This is a genomic window from Caulobacter sp. GW821-FHT12D05 (assembly GCF_058807295.1).
Genome location: NZ_JBXAQO010000002.1, coordinates 132,172 through 149,821, shown reverse-complemented (window position 1 = coordinate 149,821; position 17,650 = coordinate 132,172). Strand labels below are relative to the sequence as shown.

Genomic DNA, 17,650 nt, shown 5'->3' with positions numbered 1-17,650 from the left:
GCTGGGGCTTCCCTCCTTGCCGCTGGGGCAATGAAGGGGTTTCCAATGTCAATTCTCGCATGGCTCGTCGTGGGCCTGATCGCCGGCTTCCTGGCCAGCAAGGTCGTCAACAAGACCGGCTCGGGCCTGGTCATGGACATCGTTTTGGGGATCGTCGGCGCGCTGGTGGGCGGCTTTATCTTCAACGCCATCGGCCATTCGGCGCCGACCGGGATCAATCTCTACAGCATCTTCGTGGCGTTCATCGGCGCGGTGGTCGTGCTGCTGCTCTACCACATGGTCTTCCGCCGCCGAGCGCTCTAGGCGCCAGAGATCCGACATCGACAGCCTCTGGACGGCCGCCGGTTCGCCGGCGGCCGCTTAGACCTGCCGCGACATCGTGCGACGCTGGGCTTTGAGGGGCCGAACCTCTAAGGGTGTGCGATGAGTTCGCCACCCAATGCTCAAGGCCCTGGCTGGCGTGAAGCCGATCGCCTCGCCGCGCTCCAAAGCTATGCGATCATGGACACGCCGAGCGAGGACGCGTTCGACGACCTGATCAAGGTCGCCGCGCAGATCTGCGACATGCCCATGGCCTTGATCAGCTTGGTGGATGACCGCCGGCAGTGGTTCAAATCGGCGGTCGGTCTCGATGTCGCCGAGACCCCGCGTGAGGTCGCCTTCTGCGCCCACGCCATCCAGCAGCGCGAGACCTTCGTGGTGGAGGACGCCACGCTGGACGCACGCTTCGTCGCCAATCCGCTGGTCACGGGAGCGCCGAACCTTCGCTTCTACGCCGGCGCGCCCTTGGAGACGCCCGAAGGCTTGCCCTTGGGCACGCTCTGCGTTCTGGACGACCGGCCCCGCCAGCTCGACGATCAGCAGGTCTTCGCCCTCAAGACCCTGGCGCGCCAGGTCATGGTCCAGTTGGAGCTGCGCAAGGCGCTGGCGCACAAGCGCTCCAGCGAAGAGCGCCACAAGCGGATCCTGGAAAGCGCCATCGACTACGGCATCATCACCATGGATCTGCAGGGCCTGGTGACGAGCTGGAACGCCGGCGCCGCCAACATCCTGGGCTGGACGGAAGCGGAAATGTGCGGACGTCCTTGCGACGACTTCTTCACCCCTGAAGACCGCGCCGCCCAGGTTCCCGAGCAGGAGATGGGCGCGGCCCTCGCGCATGGCCGCGGGTCGGACGAACGCTGGCACCTGCGCAAGGACGGCACGCGCTTCTGGGCGAGCGGCGAGATGATGCCGCTGCGCGACGATAACGATGTCCCGGTCGGCTTCCTGAAGATCCTGAGGGACCGCACCGAGTATCGGCTGGCGCAGGAGGCGCTGAAGATCAGCGAAGCCTCGGCCGAGCGCGACCGGCAGATGCTGACCAGCGAGCTTGAGCATCGGGTCAAGAACACCCTTTCGCTGGTTCAGGCGATCGTCCGCCAGTCGCTTCGTACTGTCGCAACGCCTCTGGAAGCCCAGAACACGATCGAGGATCGCCTGATGTCCCTGGGCCGTGCGCACAACATCCTGACCAGCAGCAACTGGGCGGCCGCGCCGATCTTGGCGATCATCCAAGCGGCGACCTGCGTGCACGACTCCGGCGAGGGGCGCATCCACGCGACCGGTCCGGACATGCTCATCTCGGCGCGGGCGGGGGTGGGGTTGTCGATGGCCTTGCATGAGCTTTGCACCAACGCGGCCAAGTACGGCGCGCTGTCCAACGCCACGGGGCGCGTCGATATCGCCTGGTCGGTGGTGGGCGAGGGACCCCAGGCGCAGTTCGTGCTGACCTGGAAGGAGCGCGGCGGCCCCCCTGTCGCCGCGCCCACCCGCCGGGGCTTCGGCTCACGACTGATCGAGACCAGCCTCTCGGGCTCGGCGAGCGGCGGTAATCGGACAGCTTTCGAACCGGACGGCTTGGCCTGGATGACGACCGCGCCGCTAAGTGCGATCCAAGACTAGCGACGCCACGCCCGCGCCCGCTTGGCCTCGGCTTAGCGCCCCGCGTCGAGATCAGGCGCCGGCGGCGACCTGAAACGGCTTGGGCTCGCTGGCCAGGTCCGGGACGATGAACTCGGCGCGCAGTCCGGTCTGAAGCCAGTCCAGGCGCGCCTGGCCGCGCAGTTGCCGTTCGATGATCGCCGTGACCATGGCGGACCCAAACCCGCCGATCCGGCGTCGCGGCGGCGGCGGGCCGCCGGTTTCTTCCCAGATCAGGCGAAGGCCGCTCCCGCCGTCATGCGGCGTCCAGCGCACGGCCAGGTGTCCGGCGGGCTCCGAAAGGCAACCGTGCGTGCTGGCGTTGGCGATCATCTCGTGCAGCACCAGCGCCAACGGTTGCACCAGGGTGGCGCCGATGCGGATGTCGGGGCCGTCCAGGGTCGCGCGGTGGGGCGCGTGGGGTTCGATCTGCAGGCGCAGGACGTCGTGCAGGCGGGCGGCCTGCCATCGGCTCTCGGACAGGAAGGCGTGGGCTCGGGCCAGGGCCTGGACACGCTGCTGGACCGCCGCGGCGTACTGCTGGACGTCATGAGCGCGGCTGAGCCGCACGATGCCTTCGACGATGGCCAGGGCGTTCATCGCCCGATGGTCGATCTCACGCATCAGGGCGGAAATGTCCTCGGCCTGGGTGGCTTGGGCCAGGCGCCGTTGCGTCACGTCCAACTGCGAGCCAAAGAAATAGAGCAGCGCGCCGACCTCGTCATGCACGGGGCTGAGCGTGACCCGGTTCCAGAAGGTCGAGCCGTCCTTGCGGTAGTTGAGGATCTCAACCTCGATCTCCCGCGCGTCGGTGACGGCCGCGCCCAGGGCCTCGATCGCCGCGCGGGCCGTCAGAGGGCCCTGCACGAGACGGCAGTTTCGACCGATGACCTCGTCGCGCGTGTATCCGGTCATGTTCAGGAAAGCCTGGTTGGCCAGGACGATGGGATTGTCGCTCTGGCGCGGATCACAGATCACCATCGGCGTGCGCGTGCGATCCACGGCGATGAACACAAGGTCCCGCCGATCGATCGGGCCTTGGTCCGCCAGGGACAAGGTCTCGTCGCTCAAGTGCTTCCTCCCGCCCGGTGCGCCTCTGTCCGGGGCAGGACAACGCTAGGGTCTGGCGGGGGTTGCGAGCGGCGCGCAAGAGAGGGTTTGCGCGGTGCGATGGCGCGTCAGGTTCTACATTGTTTCACCTTTCGGGGGAGGCAACGGCACGGTGCAAGCTTGAACGTGCGCCATGAATGAAACTAAAACGCTCGGCTCGGATTGAGTCGGATAGCCGACGTTTCCGCGCGCCTTCTGGCGCGACTCCGGCAGGGGCAATCTTGATGGGCAGTGAAGGCCGCGAGGCCGCGGACGGAGCCCGCGCGGCGCCACAAGTCGTGCTTATCGTCGAGGACGAGGTCCTGGTTCGCATGCTGGCTTGCGACATCCTGAAGGACGCCGGCTACGACGCCCTTGAGGCGGTGGACGCCCGCGAAGCGCTCGTCCTGCTGGATGCAAGACCCGACATCGCCTTGCTGTTCACCGATGTGGACATGCCCGGCGAGATCAATGGCCTGGGACTAGCCCGGCTGGTCGCTCTGCGTTGGCCCAAAATGCCGATCATCGCCACCTCGGGCGCGGCCGTCTTGAAGCCCGTCGATCTTCCGGCGAGCGGACGCTTTCTGCAAAAGCCTTATCGGCCTTCCAATTTGATCGAGCTTGTCCAGGCGATGCTCGCGCCGCAGCGATAGTCCGCCGCGATAGTCGTCCCTTGGTCAAATGAGATGACCATCAGCTCAAGCTAGGCGTGATAGGGTTCTCGCCGAGCCGCACTTCGACAATCGCGGCCCTGATTTCAGACATTCCAAACCAGGTATGGCTTTCGCTTCGCGAGCCTTTGGTCGGCGAAGGACAGCCATGGCTGCCCACCCCATCCTGCACGCCGACGCCGGCCATGGCCTAGCCGTCTAAACGGACGAGAATCGTATTTCTGGAGATGCGACAATGTCCGCTCCTGGCGCGACCCTGCCGACAACGCGAACTTTCAGATCGGGAGGGTTGGGAGAGCCACGCGCGAAAGCCGTCGCTAAGCTTATGCGCGGAGCATCAGTGTTGACGCGCGAATGCCGGGACTGAGGGCGTTCAGGCCGTTTAAGAGTTCGGCGCCGGCTTGCTCAAAGGCGCTGATCGGCATCGGATCCAGACGCTCCAGGACGAACCACATGCTGGTGGTGTCGACGCCGATGCGGGTTCGCACACCTTGCCGCCAGTTCCAGCGCCGACACGTGACGCCCCGGGCGTCCCGCCAGACCACCTCTCCACGATCGACCGGCTCGATCTGCGGCCGACCCTCCTGGATGGTGTCAAACGGCTCGCCGCCGATCGCGCGGATCAAGGACGGCGCTCCTGCGTAGAGGTCCGCGTCCTCGCCGCCGATGGGCAGCGCAAAGCGGACGCTGATAGCGTTGTAAAGATCGACGACCGCGTTGACTGTCGGCAGCCGGCCATCCTTAAGCGCGCGCTTGCGCAGGGCATCGGCCGAGCACGGTGTACGTTGAGGTTTGGCGCCGAAGGCGCGATAGGCGTCTCGCCAAGCCTCCAGATGCGCCTCAGCCCAAGGGGCCGCGTCCAGCATACCGCATGCTGCGTCCAAGAGGCCGGCGCTTTGGGCGTCGCTCTCTGTGTTGCGTGCCGCATCGACATAGATGCTCAGCGCGGTGAAGTCCGGTCGTAGGGCGAAGATTTCTGGCGAGATGGCAGGCGCGAACGACATTGGAATGACCCTACCTAGCCGGTGATGGCGCTGTGCACGAGGCTGGCGGCGAGCGCCAGCATCAGTATCCCGATGGCGACGTCGAGTACGCGCCACGCCATTGGCCGGGCGAACAGCGGCGCCAGGAAGCGCGCGCCGAAGCCTAGCGAGGAAAACCAGACAAAGCTGGCCAGGGCTGCACCAGCCATGAAGAGCGGGCGCTCCAGGGGCGGCAAGCTGGCGCCGACCGCTCCCATCAACATGACGGTGTCAATGTAGACGTGCGGATTCAGGAAGGTGAAGGCGGCCGTTCCCGCCAGGGCCGCGCCCAAGGTCAAACCGGCTTCTTGGCCGACAACCAGGGCTGAAGGTCTGGCGGCCCGGCGCAGCGCCGAGATTCCGTACCAGCTCAAGAACGCTGCGCCGCCGAGGCTGAGCCCGAGGGCCAAGCCCGGGATCAACGCCAGGACCCCGCCCAGCCCGCTGACACCAGCCACGATCAAGGTGGCGTCGGCGAGCGCGCAGAACAGCACGATCGGCAGCACGTGCTCGCGCTTCAGGCCTTGCCGCAGCACGAACATGTTTTGGGCGCCGATCGCAATGATCAGGCCGGCGGAGAGGACGAAGCCCTTGGTGAAGGCGGGGAGAAGGTCTTGGGTCATGGGCGCTTGATGCCCGACGTGGACGCTGTAGGCTAATTCAGGTTCCTTACGTTAAATTAGGCAAGCTAATGTTGGACTATGCTTCGCTTGCCGCCGTCGCCGCCGTTGCCCGCGAAGGCAGCTTCGATAAGGCCGCGGCGGTGCTGGGCGTGACCCCCTCGGCCGTGTCGCAACGAGTCAAAGGCCTGGAGGAACGCGTTGGCGCAATCCTACTGACGCGCGGCGCGCCTTGCCGTCCCACGGACATGGGCGCCAAGCTTTGCGCCCATGTCGAACAGGTGCGCCTCCTGGAAGGTGAGGTGATCCGCAACTTGCCAAGCCTGGCCGGCCCGACCCTCGAGCCTTCGACCGTCCGCGTGGCGGTCAATGCCGATAGCGTCAGCACCTGGTTTCCAGAAGCCGCGGCGCTCTTCGCTCGAGAGACGGGCGCGATGCTGGACCTTGTGCTTGAAGACGAAGCTCACACGGCTGATCGCTTGAGGTCGGGCGAAGTGCTCGCGGCCGTGACGGCGGATCCGTCGCCGGTGTCCGGCTGCAAGACCTACCCGCTCGGCGCCATCGACTACGTCGCGGTCGCCAGCCCCGCGTTCATGGCGCGCTTCTTCGCCGAGGGCGTCGGTGCGAACAGCCTTCAAGCAGTGCCGATTTTGCGTTTTGATCGACGCGATCAATTGCAAGCGCGGTGGGCTCGCGAGGCTTGGGATGTGGAGATTTCCCCACCGACGCATTGGGCCCCCTCGACGCCTGGCATGCTGGACATGACCCTTGCCGGCCTCGGCTGGGCGACGACCCCTACGGTTCTGGCCACGCCACATCTTAGCGCCGGCCGTCTGGTGGAGCTCTCGCCGAAGCATCGAATCTCGGTTTCGCTCTACTGGCAACGCACAAGACTGTCGGCCCGGCTCCTCGACAACCTTACCCACGCTATCCGAACGGCCGCCACCCGCACATTGGCGCCTTGCTAGTCAAAGAAGGTGCGCGCCAACGCCTCAAAGCGGCCCCCTCGATCATCCGCATGGTTCGGTGTTGGCCGTCTCGGCAAGGCGCCGAATGTCGCGTTCTTGGAGGTGCGCTAACGTCGGCTCCTGGCGCGATTTGGCAGGCGCCGATTTCAAGTCTCGGAGGCTTGGCCGAGACCGATTTTGGTCGAGAGCGGCAGGTAAAGGACGCACCGAAACCCGCTTGGCGGGAACTGGAGATCGACCCTTCCTCCCAACTCGCGCGGCAAGCCTACCTGGAGAAGGCGCGAGCCAAATCCTCGGCGGGTTGGGGCCCTGACGGTCGGGCCGCCGGTTTCACGCCAATCGACGACGACCTCGCTTCGGTGGAGGTCCAACGACCACGCCACCTCGACACGCCCGTTAACGGCCGAAAACGCGCCGTACTTGGCGGCGTTCGTCGCCAGTTCGTGGAACGCCATGTTGATGGTGACGGCCGCGTTGGGGCCTAGCCGGATGGACGGCCCGGCGAGCGACACCCGATCCTGCTCGTTGTCGGGCAGGTGCACCCGCACCGTGCGGCGGATCACCTCCATCAGATCAGCGCCCTCCCAGGCGCTGGCCGTCAGCAGCTCGTGCGCCCGGGACAGGGCGTGAATGCGGGCAACGAAGGTCTCCGAGAAGTCTTGCGGGTCCTGGGTGTGTCGCAGGGTCTGGACGGCGATCGACTGCACGCTGGCCAGGGTGTTCTTGGCCCGGTGATCCACCTCCGCCAGCAGCGCCTTCTGGCGCACCTCGGCGGCCTTGCGCTCTGTGATATCCAACGTGATGCCGGCGACGCTGACCGGACGGCCTTGGTCATAGGTCGCCCGTCCGCGCGCCAGGACCCAACGCACCTCGCCGTCGGGAGTCACGATCCGGTATTCGACGTCCATGTCCTCCCCCGAAACGATGGCGCGCTGGACTTCGGCGTCGCGACGGTCGCGATCCTCAGGGTGAACACGTCTGACGACATCGTCATAGTGCTCGAATGGGTCCGCGGTCCCCAGGCCGAACAGGGCGCGGCACTGGTCGGAGGCGGCGATGCGGCTGGTGGCGACGTCCATCTCCCAACTGCCCAGACGCCCGGCTTCGAGGGCGAACTCCAGTTGTTCCTGGCTCTGGCGCAGCGCCGCGCGGCCGCGCTCGGCGATCATCTCGGCGCGCAATTCCTGCTCGCGGCGCGCGGCCTGGCGGCGCTGGCGCGCCAGCCGCACGGCTCCGTCGACCCTGGCCCGCAGTTCGCGGGCGCTGAACGGCTTGACCAGATAGTCGTCGGCCCCGGCGGCCAGACCCTCGACGCGAGCTTCCTCGCCGGCCCGGGCCGACAGCAGGATGACCAGAAGGCCCTCCAGCCGCGGTTCCGAACGCAAGGCCGCCAGCAGGCCGAAGCCGTCCAGCCCCGGCATCATCACATCGCTAAGCACTAGGTCAGGCGGCGGCCCCTTGAGCGCCGCCGCCAAGGCCGCCTGTCCGTCGGATACCGCCTGGACCTCATATCCCCCGGCTTCCAGCAGACGTTGGACATAGGCGCGCATGTCGTTGTTGTCGTCGGCTAGCACCACGCGAGGGCGACCCTCGATCGCGGCGCCTACGTCCTTGGCGATCTCGACCATCCCGTCTTGCGCTGCGTCCGCGACATCGGGCAGCCACCGCAACGCCTCGGCGACAAAGGCTTCGGCATGAACGGCGGTGTCGGTCAGGGCTTCGCGGTTCGAGACCTGGTCGCGCGGCAGGTGCGCCACGCCGAGCGGGAGGCTGACGGTGAAGGCGCTGCCTTCGCCCGGGCGACTGCGCACCGAGACCTGACCGCCATGCAGCTTGGCCAGTTCCTCGACCAAGGCCAGGCCGATACCGCTGCCCTCATGGGTGCGTCCGCCCTGGCCTTCGATCCGGTGGAAGCGCTCGAACACGCGGGGCAGTTGATCCTCGGCGATGCCAAGGCCGGTGTCCTCGACGATCAACTCGACGCGCGCGCCCGCTTGATGCAGGCGAACGGCGATCCCGCCCTCCAGCGTGAACTTGAAGGCGTTGGAGATCAGGTTGAGGACGATCTTCTCCCACATCTCTCGGTCGACATTGACTGGCTGCGACAGCGGCGGGCAGTCGACCGTCAAGGTCAGGCCGGCGCGCTCGCAAGCCGAACGGAAGTTGCTGGCCAGTTCGGCGGTCAGGCCGGGCAGGTCCGTGGGCTGGAAGGCTGCGCGGGTCCGCCCCGCCTCCACCCGTGAGAAATCCAGCAACGAGTTGACCAGTTTCAGCAGGCGTTGGGCGTTGCGATGGGTTACCTCCAGTCGCTCGCGCTGGATCGCCGGCAGATCGACGCCCGCCTCCAGAGCGTCCTGGATGGGGCCCAGCATCAAGGTCAGCGGCGTGCGAAACTCGTGGCTGACGTTCGAGAAGAAAGCGGTCTTGGCCTGGTCCAGCGCGGCCAGCATTTCGGCGCGCTGACGTGCGTCTTCGTAGCTGCGAGCGCTGGCCAGCCCCGCGCTCAGCGCCGACGCCAGCAGCCCGATGAGGCCTCGATAGGCCTCGTCCAGCGGCAAGCGGGGACTGGTTCCGACCATCATCAAGGCCTGCGGGCGCGGCGTGTCGGGCGCGGTGATCGCAAACGTCAGGGCGGTGTGCGGGGACTCCTCGTACGGGCCGCGAAGGGCGCCGACCGCCGGTGAGGGGAGGGAGACCTCGATCGGTTCGCGGGTGTCGGCCAGGGTCTCGACGGGCCATGGCGTCAGCGCGTCCGCCGTCAGGACCGGTGGGGCGATCGGATCCTCGGGCTTGACGCCCACGGATCCGGTCAGGCGATAGGTCCCGTCCTGAACATCCAAGGTGTAGAGCAGCACGAACGGCAGGTCGAGGGCGTGCTCAGACAGGATCGCCAGGACGTTCTCGAACACCTGGCGGGTTTCCCGGACCTCGCCCAGGCTGGCGTTGAGGTCGCGCAGCAATCGCGCTCGGCGCTCGGCCAACATGCTGGCCGTGGTCTCGGTGACCGGATGGAAGAGCCCGCCGATCCCGTCGCTTTCGTCGCGGATCGGGCTCAGAGAGAAGGTGAAGAAGGTCTCTTCGAGATAGCCGTTGCGGAACAGGAACATCCGCTGGTTCTCGAGGAACGAGGTCTCGCCGGCCAGGGCGTGGTGGAACGGCGCGCCGATCGCTGGCCAGGCCGAGGCCCAGGTCACGTTATAGGGCTCGCCCAGCGCCTGCGGGTGGGCCGCGCCGCACACGACGCGGTATCCGTCGTTGTAGATCTGGCAGTGCTGTGGCCCCCAGATGATGTTGATGGGGAAGTTCGAGGCCAGGCACAGGCTCACGGTGGTGCGCAGGCTTTGCGGCCAGGTGTCGATCGGTCCCAGCGGCGTCTTGGACCAGTCGGTCTCGCCGATCAGTCGCGCCATCTCGCCGCCCCCGGAGAGGAAGGCGGTGTCCTCCGCGACCATGGCGCCGTTGCGACTGCTCATGCACTGGTCCAAGGCTGGTCACCCTGGCGATGTGATGATCACGTCGGCAACCGGTGGGTGACCGTATCGACCGCCTATCGGGCGATCAACGTTATTGGCGAGCGGCTGCACGCATCTCTCGCGAGGCGTGAGTTGCGAGATCGCCAAATAGCGCCGCGACACAAGGCGTTTCAGGATCCGCATGCTTCCACAGGCTGCGACGACACGTCGCAGCGCGGCGGAGTTTCGAGAAGGTCGAGCGTGCAGGGGAGTAGGAAGCTACTTGTTCCGATCGGACCCCGATGTCCGCTTTGCGATAGTGAGGCAAGTTCCGCTCTTGGCGCCAAGCGAGCAGAGGGCGGCCAGCGCTGGCCACCCTCAATTCCCAGCTGCAACTAAGCCTCCTTCATCTCAGCCGCGATTTCGCCGGCGAAGTCGCGATAGCTGTACAGCGTGCGGCCCAGGATCGCGGTTAGGCGCTCGATGTCGCCGTTCTCCGGGACCATGCCGTCGCTGACAAAACGTTCGGCCATCAGGCGCATCTCGTAGGCCATCCACTTGGGCATGAAGGCCGCCGCGTTCTGCTCGAAGCCGCTGGGGTCGTCACCACCGTAGACGACCGGACGGCCCAGCACGTCGGACCAGATCGCCGCTACGTCCGCGCCCGTCAGCGTGTCGGGGCCGACCAGGTTGAGGGTCTCGACCGGCAGCTTGCTCGGCGACTGGTCGTGGCGGATCAGCTCGATCGCAGCGACCTCTGCAATGTCGCGCGCGTCGATCATGGCGATGCCCTTGGCTCCGATCGGCATCGGATAGACGCCGTGGTTCAGGACCACGTCCTTGATCGTCAGGTCGTTGTCGATGAAGTAGGCCGGGCGCAGGATCGTGGCGGAAAAGCCCATCTGCTGGATCATCCGCTCGGCGCCGAACTTCACGGCGAAATGCGGTACGTCCACGAAGCGATCGGCGTGCAGCACCGACAGGTAGACCACCCGTTCGACGCCGCACTGGCGGGCGATGTTCAGGGTGATCAGCGCCTGGGTGAATTCGTCGCCCGCCACGGCGTTGATCAGGAACAGCGTGCTCACGCCCTTGAAGGCGGACCGCAGGGCGTCGATGTCGAGTAGGTCGCCCTTGGCGATCTCGACGCGGGTCGGGAAGTCGGCCTTGGCGGGATCGCGGACCAGGACGCGGACCTTGGCGTCGCGCTGGATCAGTTGCTGAACGACTTGGCGGCCGACACGGCCGGTCGCGCCGGTAACGAGGATGGTCATGGAAAATCTCCGGGTTGGGGTGGTTGGCACCCGGAAAATGATCGATCCACATGGAGACCAATAGTCGCTAGATTTGGACAAACCGTCTCACTAGTGGAACAGATGGACCTGCTCGCCCTCGCCGATTTCAACCTGGTCGCGCGGCATGGCGGCTTTGGCCGCGCCGCCCGCGAAACCGGCCGCCCCAAGGCTACGCTGTCACGGCGGGTCTCCGAGCTGGAGGCCAGCCTGGACCTGCGTCTGTTCGAGCGCGGCGGCCGGACGTTGAAGCTCACGGAGGAAGGGCGAGCGCTCTTCGTTCGTACGGGCGCTCTGCTGGCCGAGTTGGACGAAGCCGCCGCCGCGATCGCTTCCGGCGGCGGGACGCCGCGCGGCCGCCTGAGGATCAGCGCGCCGCTGCTGTTCTCCCAAACCGCCATGGGCCGCCTGGCTGCCGAGTTCGCCCTGGCGTTCCCCGAGGTGCGACTGGAAGTGACGACCGACGACCGCGCGGTGGACATGGTCGAGGAGGGCTATGACCTGGTGATCCGGGTGAACCCGAACCCGGACGCGGGCCTGATCGGCCGCATCTTCCTGCGCGACCGCCTGGTCGTTGTGGCCAGCCCGGACCTGGCGCGACCGAAGGACGGTTTATCCGTACGGGCGGTGGTCCGTGGCGCGGGATCTGACGCCGAGACCTGGGATGTAACGACCTCGGACGGTCCTTCCAGGATCGCGGTCGAGCCCGTTTTGCGCCTGTCGTCGCTGATCATGGTCCGCGACGCGGTGCGGGCCGGCGTCGGGATCGCCCGCCTGCCGATTTCGCTGGTCAGTCACGACCTGGACGCCGGCCGACTGGTCTCCTGGGGCGACGCCGCTGGATCGGAGATCGCGCTCTGGGCGCTCTATCCGTCCCGTCGGCTGCTCAGTGCGCGTGTCTCCGCCTTCCTGGATCATCTCAAGGCCACGTTTCCAACGGGAGCGCCTGAAGAGCTCGCGAGCTACGTCGAGATAGGCTGAAGCTTGTGGGAAGAGGACCAACCAATCACTCTGGCGCCGAGTAGCAGGTCGGCTTTTGGAGCGGAGCGCAATGTCCGCTCATGGCGCGAGCTCGCAGTCGAAGCAGACCCCGCGATTGGCGGAGAGGGGGGAGCAGACGGTCGGCCACGGCGACCTCAGGTGTGAATTCAAAAACGGCGAAGCCCGCAGCCAGAGCGCGATCCAGGCCCATCCCTCTTTGGATTGACTCCAAGAGTTACGCGAGGCCGTGCGGGAGGGCGACCTTGTCGAGGCGGCGAAACGTGCGGTGACGGCGACCCGGCGTAGTCTGTCGGACGCCATCGACTACGAGTTCGGGACCATGAATGGCTCGGCCGACGCCGTGGCTGTTATCTGCCCGTTGATATCGCAAGCCATGGATGGTCACGAGGCAGCCCTGGAAGCCGTGGCGTTAGATCCAGGGACGGCGGCGGGACTGTTCGGCCTGGCCTTCCACGCGGCGTTCGATGGATGGCGCAATGACCCGTCCGTCACGCGCGCCAAGGTCAAGTGTGTCGATGTCCTGGCCCATGGCGAAATCCCCGCCATCCTCGACGGCGAAAAGGTCCAGATCGAGCGGCACGCTAAGATCACGTTCCTGCCCACGGCCTTCCGCGCGATCGTCCCACGGGCGGCGTCCACCTAGCGACGCGGAACTTTTCCAGCCGCCTTCTGCTATGTTTTGGGCCACGTCCTGAAGGTGCGGCCACGCCGACGAAACCGACACCAGCTTGGCTGGAAGGTGAATTTTGAACCGGGACGACAACCATGCGAGCGCCGAACACGTGAGTGCAGATCCCGAGACGATGCGCGCGCCATGGCAGAACGGCTCGCCCAACACGGCCGAGGCGCTCAGCCAGAGCCGGGCGCAGTTGCAAGTGCTCACCGACGCCATGCCGCAGATGGTGTGGTCGACGCTGCCTGACGGCTTCCACGACTACTACAACGCACGCTGGTATGAGTTCACCGGCGTTCCGGAAGGGTCGACTGACGGGGAGGGCTGGAACGGCATGTTCCACCCCGAGGACCAGGATCGGGCCTGGTCGCGTTGGCGCCACAGCCTAGCGACGGGCGAGCCTTACGAGATCGAGTACCGGCTAAGGCATCGATCAGGAACGTACCGCTGGACCCTGGGGCGGGCGCTGCCGGTGTTCAATGACGAGGGGGCGATCGCGCGCTGGATCGGAACCTGCACAGACATACACGACGCCAAGATGGCGGCCGAGCAGAACGAGTTGCTCAGTCGCGAACTGAGCCACCGGATCAAGAACATCTTCGCCGTGGTCTCAGGCCTAATCGGCCTTTCCAGCCGCCACGATCCTTCGGTTCGGGGGTTCGCCAAGGGTCTTCAGGAGCGGATCGCCGCCCTGGGGCGCGCCCACGAGTTCGCCAGGCCCCATAGCGAACAGTCCCGGCCTGCGCTCGGCGGATCGACCCTCAAGGGCCTCCTTGAGGAGATCTTCAGGCCCTATCCCGCCTTCGACGAGCAGCGCATCGTGATTGCCGGCGACGACGTAGACATCGATGACCGAGGGGCCACGCCGATCGCCCTGGTCTTCCATGAACTGGCGACCAACGCCGCCAAATACGGGGCCTTGTCGACGCACGATGGGCGCGTCGAGGTGGAAATCGCCTGCGGCGACGATGCCGTGCGCATCATGTGGTCCGAGACCGGCGGTCCTGAAGTGTCAGGAGAGCCTACACGTACGGGCTTTGGCACGCGGCTCGCCGAGATGAGTGTGGTCCAGCAGCTTGGCGGAGTGATCCGTCGCGCATGGAAGACGAGCGGGCTGTGCGTTGAAGTTGACGTGCTAACCAAGCGGTTGAGCCGCGATCTCTAGCTCAGCCCGCCCTGCAAGAGCGTCAGGCCGGCCGGCGGCGATAGTAGCGGCGCGCCGCGCTTGGACTGAAGGGCATAGGCCACCGCCGCAGCGACGACTTCCTCCTGGCAAGGCTTGTTCAGCACGCCGAGAACGCCGGGCAGTTTGGCCTCGATCGCCATGCGCGGATTGGCGGTGACGAACAGGACCGCGATGCCGTGATCCTGGGCTAGGCGCTCGGCGATCTGCGGGCCCGTCTGACCGTCGCGCAGATGGATATCGACCAGCGCCAGATCCGGCTTCGTCACCGCAAGGGTCAGGGCTGTTTCAAGATCCGGAGCGATGCCGGCGCAGCTATAGCCAAGCTCTTCCAGCGAGGCCTCAAGGTCGCAAGCGACCAGGTATTCGTCTTCGACAATGAGTATGCGAGCCCGCGACATGGTTGGGGTACGGCTCATTTGGGAAACCGTTCCCACGCGGAAGGCGATCAGGGATAATTTGTCGGAGAGGCGACATAAATGCCATCCGCGTCCGCGTGCGTTGTCCGGGCCTCTTGCCCAGTTCGGGAAAAGTGATGTGGGCAGGACAGGCCCCGAAGGTCTGCTTCCTGGATGCCCGCCAAGGTCAGCTCATGGCGCAAAGCAGACGCCGGCGAGTGCAGGGTGCTGATGCGAGCTATTGCGCCTAGGCAATTTGCCCGTGCTGTCCGGAGCAACTTTTGTCGCTCCGGCGCGTGTCAGCAACTAGTCGGAAGTTGCCTCACCCGACTCTTCTTCTTCGAGCAGAAGAGCGTTGGCAGCGTTCGCGGAAAGACGAACCTTGTCGCCCTCGATGTCCGCGACGAGACCCAGCGAAACGTAGTGATGGTGATCGCTGTGCGCACTGTCGGCCTTGGTCAGCTTGATGCGGCCGCCTTCGACCTTGTCGACCGTCCCGACATGGACGCCATCGGCGCCAATGATTTCCATGTGTTCCGTGATCTGTTCGCCGTTGGCCATCGCCTGGGTCCTTTCAAATGACTGTCGTCAACGAGCGGGATGATCGGCGTGTTCCCGTGGGGACAAGGCTTGGTCCGCGCGACAGAGGAAAGTTTTGCGAAGCGCATCTCGCCGACAGGCAGTTAAAGCGGAACCGTTCTGCGGCGCCGTGGTTCGATTGGCCTGAAGATGCAGAGGTCCAGGTGCGGCGGGTGAAAAGTGGCGAGACATTTCCGATCGAACCGTCGGACCTGCCGCCTGCAGCGTTCAACATATTCTCACGACGCCAATCGATCTCGAACGTGATGCTTCAACTGGCGGCCACGGCCAACGAGACCGTGACGGTTCGAGACCTTGTGAACCACTTCGGCGAACGGGCTTTTGGGGCGCTTCTGCTGATCTTCTCCATTCCAAACGCCCTTCCGATGCCGCCAGGGATATCGCTGGTGATCGGCGTGCCTCTCGTGCTCATCACCTTCCAAATCATGTTCGGCAGACCCCGGCTCTGGTTACCGCGGACGATGATGGATCGCGGGGTATCGCGAGCGACGTTCATCGCCATGAGCCTGCGGATCCTGCCGACCCTGCGCCGCATCGAACTGGTGGTGAAGCCGCGTTTCCAGGGCTTGTTCAATCCCGTGGGAGACCGCCTACTCGGGATCGCGGCGTTCGTTCTGGCCTTGGCCAGCTTTCTGCCCATTCCGTTTGGCCACCTGTTGCCTGCTCTGGCGCTGGTGGCGTTCGGGTTCGGCATGATCGAGTTCGACGGACTGGCCATCCTGGTTGGATGGCTAGTGGGCGCGTTTAGCATCGGCGTATTAGCGCTTCTGTCTCACTCGCTAATCGAAGGCGCGAACCACCTCCTGGCGATGTGGCATTAGAGGCTTGGCGGGAAAATCCTGACAAAAACCGCGACTTGTATTGTCGACGCCGCACAAAGATGTCGCGGAGTCTGCCAGTTAGAAATGTCACCTGGCGCTGATGTTGGCTGTCGGGCGGCGGGCGGAGCTATCACACCGCGCAGAGCCCGGCCGGCGTCCGATGCACGGGCAGGGGTATTCGCCGCCCGTGATCTCACCGAGCGCGCCGAAGACGGGCGAGGCTCTGACGGGTCTGCACGCCGAGCGGACGTTTCAAACTTCTCAGCTGGGTCGGAGTTCGCCCTCAGCGTCGGCGCCTGAATGTCCGGACGCTGGAGTGGCGCCAATGTCAGCAACTGGCGCTATCGGGATGTCATCGAAAGTGTCACGGCGCATACCGCGTAAAAACGTAGTCGCGATCCTTCACGCGTGCTGCATGGCACGCAAAGCACGTCTCGTGTTGGGCCTTGTCGACCGCGCCGCCGCCGATGAAACGGCCAAAGCCCCATCCTCCGGTGCTGGCATAGCGTTTGGAGTCCTTGACCATCACCTGCACTGTCGTCGCCGCGCCAGGGACGGATGCCGGCGGGAAGTCGGGAGAGGGCGTGTGCTTCCAGGCCAGCTTCACCAGGATCGTTCCGTCCGGAAACGGCTGGACGCCCGCGCGGTATGCTTTGAGCGCCGAGGGGTTCGCGACGACGGCGCGCAGTTCATCCAGAGGAGCGGTCTCCTGCGCCGGCGCCACGAGCGGCCAGTCTCGATAGCCCGTCGGGATCTTCACGCCGAAGATCGGCGAGACCTCTTCCGGCTTAGGGGCAGGGGCCAGTCCCGCGACTAGCGTCACGCCTGCCGCGGATATGATGGTCAGGGTCAGCAGTCCTGGCGTCTTCATGCGATGTCTCCTTCAAAGGCGATCGACATCGAGGATTGCCTGGGCGAACGCCTCGGGCGCTTCCTGAGGCAGGTTGTGGCCAACGCCTCCCGTGATCAGCCTGTGGGCGTAGGCGCCCGTGTACTTCTTGGCGTAGGCGGACGGATCGGGGTGGGGCGCTGCGTTGGCGTCGCCCTCCAAAGTGATTGTCGGGACGCCGATCGGCGGCCCGACGGCCAGGCGCGCCTCGATCGCGTCGTATTGGCGTTCGCCGTCAGCCAGGCCCTGTCGCCAGCGGTAGTTGTGGATCACGATGTCGACCTGGTCGAGATTGTCGAGGGCCGACGCCGTCTTGTCGAACGTGGCATCGTCGAAAGCCCACCGCGGAGAGGCCTGACGCCAGATAAGCTTGGCGAAGTCGTGGGTGTTGGCGGCGTAGCCGGCCCGGCCGCGTTCGGTCGCGAAGTAGAACTGGTACCACCACTGGAGTTCGGCCTTGGGCGGCAGCGGCGCCTTGTTCGCCGCCTGGCTCCCGATGAGGTAACCGCTGACGGAGACGAGGGCCTTGCACCGATCCGGCCAGAGCGCGGCCAGGATGTTGGCCGTGCGCGCACCCCAGTCGCACCCGCCTACGATTACGCGGGCGACGCCGAGCGCGTCGAGCAGGGCGATGGCGTCGACTGCGAACACCGCCTGCTGTCCGTTGCGAAGGGTCTTGTCCGAAAGGAAGCGCGTGGTTCCGTAGCCGCGAAGATAGGGAACGATGACGCGGTAACCTTTGGCCGCCAGCCGCGGCGCGACGCCGGCATAGGTCTGGATATCGTACGGCCAGCCATGGAGCAGCAGCACGGCGGGACCGTCCTGCGGACCCAGGTCCGCGTAGCCGATCTTCAGGACGCCGGCGTCGATCTGTTTCAAATCGCCGAGAAACGCCTGTGACGCATGGGCGCTGCCGACGCCGAGCGTCGTTGCGCCGGCCGTCGCTATCGCCGCGCCGAGGATGGCCCGACGCATGGGGTCGATCGTGGTGGGGGCTGCAATCCGCAT

At 65.8% G+C, this 17,650-nt stretch carries 17 protein-coding genes; 8 read left to right on the top strand and 9 right to left on the bottom strand.

The genetic code is table 11. The features are described from left to right. The first annotated feature begins 45 nt into the window (after positions 1 to 45). Together AC1RRR_RS08075 and AC1RRR_RS08070 are read left to right on the top strand one after the other, a co-directional pair. Positions 46 to 303 (top strand): GlsB/YeaQ/YmgE family stress response membrane protein, encoded by a 258-nt coding sequence (locus tag AC1RRR_RS08075; RefSeq protein ID WP_492812041.1) that lies wholly within the window; start codon positions 46 to 48, stop codon positions 301 to 303. A 120-nt stretch (positions 304 to 423) separates the two neighbouring features. Further along, on the top strand, positions 424 to 1,944 hold the full coding sequence (locus AC1RRR_RS08070) for a sensor histidine kinase (protein ID WP_492812039.1): 1,521 nt from the start codon (positions 424 to 426) through the stop codon (positions 1,942 to 1,944). Between the two features lie 51 nt (positions 1,945 to 1,995). Here the strand turns inward: AC1RRR_RS08070 and lov are convergent, their stop codons facing one another. Beyond that, positions 1,996 to 3,033 (bottom strand): blue-light-activated histidine kinase, encoded by a 1,038-nt coding sequence (lov, locus tag AC1RRR_RS08065; RefSeq protein ID WP_492812037.1) that lies wholly within the window; start codon positions 3,031 to 3,033, stop codon positions 1,996 to 1,998. Positions 3,034 to 3,296: 263 nt separating this feature from the next. Between lov and AC1RRR_RS08060 the strand changes: the two genes are divergently transcribed. After that, the gene (locus tag AC1RRR_RS08060; protein ID WP_492812035.1) at positions 3,297 to 3,704 is read left to right on the top strand and encodes a response regulator; all 408 of its coding nucleotides are present in this window, start codon (positions 3,297 to 3,299) and stop codon (positions 3,702 to 3,704) included. A 341-nt stretch (positions 3,705 to 4,045) separates the two neighbouring features. Here the strand turns inward: AC1RRR_RS08060 and AC1RRR_RS08055 are convergent, their stop codons facing one another. Then, positions 4,046 to 4,726: a B3/B4 domain-containing protein gene (locus tag AC1RRR_RS08055; RefSeq protein WP_492812033.1), complete on the bottom strand. Its 681-nt coding sequence runs from the start codon at positions 4,724 to 4,726 to the stop codon at positions 4,046 to 4,048. Positions 4,727 to 4,740: 14 nt separating this feature from the next. Further along, positions 4,741 to 5,367 carry a LysE/ArgO family amino acid transporter gene (locus AC1RRR_RS08050; protein ID WP_492812031.1) on the bottom strand — a complete coding sequence of 209 codons (627 nt, stop codon included), beginning with the start codon at positions 5,365 to 5,367 and terminating at the stop codon, positions 4,741 to 4,743. Positions 5,368 to 5,435: 68 nt separating this feature from the next. Between AC1RRR_RS08050 and AC1RRR_RS08045 the strand changes: the two genes are divergently transcribed. Then, positions 5,436 to 6,332: a LysR family transcriptional regulator ArgP gene (locus tag AC1RRR_RS08045; RefSeq protein WP_492812029.1), complete on the top strand. Its 897-nt coding sequence runs from the start codon at positions 5,436 to 5,438 to the stop codon at positions 6,330 to 6,332. Positions 6,333 to 6,478: 146 nt separating this feature from the next. Here AC1RRR_RS08045 and AC1RRR_RS08040 read toward each other — a convergent pair whose 3' ends face one another. Both AC1RRR_RS08040 and AC1RRR_RS08035 read right to left on the bottom strand, forming a co-directional pair. After that, on the bottom strand, positions 6,479 to 9,805 hold the full coding sequence (locus AC1RRR_RS08040; protein WP_492812027.1) for an ATP-binding protein: 3,327 nt from the start codon (positions 9,803 to 9,805) through the stop codon (positions 6,479 to 6,481). A 374-nt stretch (positions 9,806 to 10,179) separates the two neighbouring features. Beyond that, positions 10,180 to 11,058, bottom strand: a complete 879-nt coding sequence (locus AC1RRR_RS08035) for an SDR family oxidoreductase (protein WP_492812026.1) — start codon at positions 11,056 to 11,058, stop codon at positions 10,180 to 10,182. A gap of 102 nt (positions 11,059 to 11,160) precedes the next feature. Here AC1RRR_RS08035 and AC1RRR_RS08030 point away from each other — a divergent pair, with 102 nt between their 5' ends. The 3 genes from AC1RRR_RS08030 to AC1RRR_RS08020 all read left to right on the top strand — a co-directional run bounded on the left by AC1RRR_RS08030 (position 11,161) and on the right by AC1RRR_RS08020 (position 13,916). After that, the gene (locus AC1RRR_RS08030; RefSeq protein WP_492812024.1) at positions 11,161 to 12,057 is read left to right on the top strand and encodes a LysR family transcriptional regulator; all 897 of its coding nucleotides are present in this window, start codon (positions 11,161 to 11,163) and stop codon (positions 12,055 to 12,057) included. Between the two features lie 247 nt (positions 12,058 to 12,304). Beyond that, positions 12,305 to 12,721: a hypothetical protein gene (locus tag AC1RRR_RS08025; RefSeq protein ID WP_492812022.1), complete on the top strand. Its 417-nt coding sequence runs from the start codon at positions 12,305 to 12,307 to the stop codon at positions 12,719 to 12,721. Between the two features lie 103 nt (positions 12,722 to 12,824). Continuing rightward, positions 12,825 to 13,916, top strand: a complete 1,092-nt coding sequence (locus AC1RRR_RS08020; RefSeq protein ID WP_492812020.1) for a sensor histidine kinase — start codon at positions 12,825 to 12,827, stop codon at positions 13,914 to 13,916. Here AC1RRR_RS08020 and AC1RRR_RS08015 read toward each other — a convergent pair. After that, complete coding sequence (locus AC1RRR_RS08015) at positions 13,913 to 14,353, bottom strand: response regulator (protein ID WP_492812018.1); 441 nt, start codon at positions 14,351 to 14,353, stop codon at positions 13,913 to 13,915. The genes AC1RRR_RS08020 and AC1RRR_RS08015 overlap by 4 nt on opposite strands. Before the next feature lie 285 nt (positions 14,354 to 14,638). After that, the gene (locus AC1RRR_RS08010) at positions 14,639 to 14,893 is read right to left on the bottom strand and encodes a DUF2171 domain-containing protein (RefSeq protein WP_492812016.1); all 255 of its coding nucleotides are present in this window, start codon (positions 14,891 to 14,893) and stop codon (positions 14,639 to 14,641) included. A gap of 17 nt (positions 14,894 to 14,910) precedes the next feature. On the opposite strand from AC1RRR_RS08010, the gene AC1RRR_RS08005 reads away from it, so the two are divergent. Beyond that, entirely contained in the window at positions 14,911 to 15,753 is an 843-nt protein-coding gene (locus AC1RRR_RS08005) for an exopolysaccharide biosynthesis protein (RefSeq protein WP_492812014.1), read from the top strand. 364 nt (positions 15,754 to 16,117) lie between these two features. Here AC1RRR_RS08005 and AC1RRR_RS08000 read toward each other — a convergent pair whose 3' ends face one another. Together AC1RRR_RS08000 and AC1RRR_RS07995 are read right to left on the bottom strand one after the other, a co-directional pair. Then, positions 16,118 to 16,624, bottom strand: coding sequence for a cytochrome P460 family protein (locus AC1RRR_RS08000; RefSeq protein WP_492812012.1), 507 nt, complete (start codon positions 16,622 to 16,624; stop codon positions 16,118 to 16,120). Between the two features lie 12 nt (positions 16,625 to 16,636). Further along, positions 16,637 to 17,617, bottom strand: coding sequence for an alpha/beta fold hydrolase (locus AC1RRR_RS07995; protein ID WP_492812010.1), 981 nt, complete (start codon positions 17,615 to 17,617; stop codon positions 16,637 to 16,639). Positions 17,618 to 17,650: the final 33 nt, after the last annotated feature.